This window comes from Pseudomonas sp. MD330_10, assembly GCF_042610415.1.
GTDB lineage: Bacteria > Pseudomonadota > Gammaproteobacteria > Pseudomonadales > Pseudomonadaceae > Aquipseudomonas > Aquipseudomonas rhodesiae.
In genome coordinates this window covers 398,532-401,860 of record NZ_JBHGZU010000005.1, presented here as the reverse complement: position 1 = coordinate 401,860, position 3,329 = coordinate 398,532, and the positions used below count along the sequence as shown (strand labels likewise).

Sequence of the window (3,329 nt, the reverse complement as noted above, 5' to 3'; positions counted from 1 at the left end):
GCGACCGACGTGGATGGCCTGGCGGACGTGAAATCCTTCACCGTCGGCACGCCTACCAACGGCACCTTCTACACCGATGCGGCCATGACCAAACCGGTGACCGGTTCCATTGATGCGGTCAGCGGCGAAGCCACCGTTTACTTCAAACCGAACGAAAACTTCCACGGCACCGCAAACTTCACCTACACCGCCACCGACGGCGGTATTACTGACAACGGCAGCCCGCTGACGTCGACCCCAGCCAACGGCACCATCACTGTGACTGCGGTCAACGATGCGCCGGTGGCTGAAGCCACTAATGCGACCGGTTCCGAAGATCCGGCCCAGGGCATTGAAGTCAAACTGTCGGCTACTGATATCGATGGCGTGGAGAACGTGAAATCGTTCACCGTCGGCACGCCGACCAACGGCACCTTCTACACCGACGCGGCCATGACCAAACCGGTGACCGGTTCCATTGATGCGGTCGACGGCGAAGCGACGGTTTACTTCAAGCCGAACGAAAACTTCCACGGCACCGCGGACTTCACCTACACCGCCACCGACAGCGGCAACGCTGACGGCAGCAACCCGCTGACTTCTGCGCCAGCCAACGGCACCATCATTGTGACTGCGGTTAACGACGCGCCGGTGGCTGCGGACACTAAGGCGAGCGGTGCTGAAGACCCAAGCGAGGGTATCGCGGTCAAGCTGAGCGCGACCGACGTGGATGGCCTGGCGGACGTGAAATCCTTCACCGTCGGCACGCCTACCAACGGCACCTTCTACACCGATGCGGCCATGACCAAACCGGTGACCGGTTCCATTGATGCGGTCGACGGCGAAGCGACCGTTTACTTCAAACCGAACGAAAACTTCAACGGCACCGCAAACTTCACCTACACCGCCACCGACGGCGGTATTACTGACAACGGCAACCCGCTGACGTCGACCCCAGCCAACGGCACCATCACGGTGACTGCGGTTAATGACGCTCCTGTGCTGGGCAACGCTTCGACCAACGCATTCGGCGACACCTATATTGAAGGCAAGCCTGGCGGCTTCGTGGCGACGACCTTGACCATCAGCGACGTCGACAACAGTACACTGCAAAGCGCTAAAGTCACACTCGTCAACCATCTGGCAGACGATGTGCTGATCGCGGATGTCAGCAACACCAAAATTGCAGTCAGCTACGACAAAGCCACTGGCATCCTGACCCTGTCTGGTGAAGCCACGAAGGCGGAATACCAGGAAGTCCTGCGTTCGGTGCACTTCGCCAGCGAAAGCGAGAACCCGGACCCGGTCAATCGTACCCTGACCATCACCGTTAACGACGGTCAGTTGGATTCGGCACCCGTGACCTCCGTGGTACACGTGGTTCCGGTGAACGATCCGCCTGTGGTCAAGTTCGACAGCACCACGTTCACTGAGCAAAAAGACGCGGTCGCGCTGGTCGAGAACCTGACCATCAAAGACGTCGACAACACCACCTTCAGCAAAGTCGTGGTCACCGTCGACCATCTGGCTTCGGGTGATGTGCTTAGCAACACCGACGTGCTCAAGGCTCTGGCCGTTGCCGGCATCACCATCACCCAGAGCGGCAGCGCCGCTGACGGGAAAATCATCTACACCCTCACCAGCGACTCGGCGACCGGCAGCAGCGCCGCCGACTTCGTCAAGGTGGTTGAAGCCATCACCTTCCAGAGCCCGGGCGATAATCCTGTCGGCACTGATCGTACCGTCACCATCGACGTGACTGACGTCGGCGGCGGCAACCTGGATCGCGAACCGCCGCAAACCGGCAGCGCCACCGGCAAGGTCACTATCGACCTGTTCAACGACGCGCCGATTGCATCGGCCGACAACACCACCGCCGATGAAGACCATACGGTCAAGATCGTGCTGGATGGTAAGGACGTGGACGGTTCCATCTCCAGCTTTGTCATTACTACCTTGCCGGAGAACGGCAAGCTGTACAGCGACGCCACGCTGCAAACTGAACTCAAGATCGGCGACTCGGTGCCAGCGGGTGCCGACGGCAAGGCGGCGGTTTACTTCGCCCCGACCGGCGACTGGAGCGGCAAAACCGAGCTGACCTTTACTGCGGTCGACAACGGCGGTAAATCGAGCGCCGTAACCACAGCCGACATCACGATTGCGCCAGTTACCGACACCCCGCACTTGGGCCTGCTTGGCGGTGGCGTGGTGACCTCGATCAATTTCGACGGCGCCAATCTCAATGGTTCGTGGGGCGACGTCGCGGTAGGTAATGCTAACAACCCGGTCGTCAATGGCACCCCGAGCACTCCGTGGCTCACGGGGAATGCCGATGGCCAAGTCGAAATCGGCCAAAGCAGCATCTACGGCGTAGCGACCCCAGGCAACAGCCAGGTCATCGAGCTTGAGAAAAACGCCGGCGACGACTCCAGCCTGTACACCATCATCAAGGCGGAAGCCGGCACGGCGTACACCATCTCGGTCGACTACTCGCCACGTGCGGGTGCCGAGAACAATTCGGTGATCGACGTATTCTGGGGCGGCGTCAAAGTCGGCACCCTGGACACCACCACCGTTGGCATGAAGACTTATACCTTCGTCGTGCCGGTCACCGCTGACGGCGATGCCAAGCTCGAATTCAAAGCCCCTGCTGGCGAGACAAACAACTCGTTCGGCGGCGTGCTGGATAACATCAACGTCACCCAGGTGCTGAACACAGGCCTGGAAGACCATGCGATCAAGCTGTCGACCATCGACGCTTACGCCACCGACAAGGATGGCTCCGAGACGCTCAAGCTGGAAATCAGTGGCGTCCCGCTCAACGCGACCATCACCGATGGCACGCCGGGTCACACCTTCACAGCGACAGCTGGCAATCAAAGCGTCGATATCAGCGACTGGAATAAGGCCACCCTGGTCTTCACCCCGGCGGAAAACGCCAACGGCCTGGTGAACCTGATTGTCACTGCGACTGCGCAGGACGGCACCGCTGATCCGAAATCCGAGTCGATCACTCTGCCGATCAATGTGATTGCAGTGAATGATGCACCGGAAGCCATGGCCACTACCGCGACCGGTTCCGAAGATCAGGCCCAGGGCATTGAGGTCAAACTTTCGGCTACTGATATCGATGGCGTGGAGAACGTGAAATCGTTCACCGTCGGTACGTCGACCAACGGCACGTTCTACACCGACGCGACCATGACCAAGCCAGTGACGGGCGCTATTGATGCCACCAATGGCGAAGCCACGGTGTACTTCAAGCCAAATGCGAACTTCAACGGCACCGCGAACTTCACCTACACCGCGACCGACGGCGGCAACGCTGATGGCAGCAACCCGCTGACGTC

1 protein-coding gene is annotated in these 3,329 nt (G+C 59.9%); it reads left to right on the top strand.

What is annotated here, in order from left to right:
* Window positions 1-3,329: tandem-95 repeat protein (locus tag ACFZPT_RS11115; protein ID WP_379555172.1), on the top strand; the 3,329-nt coding region annotated here is incomplete at both ends.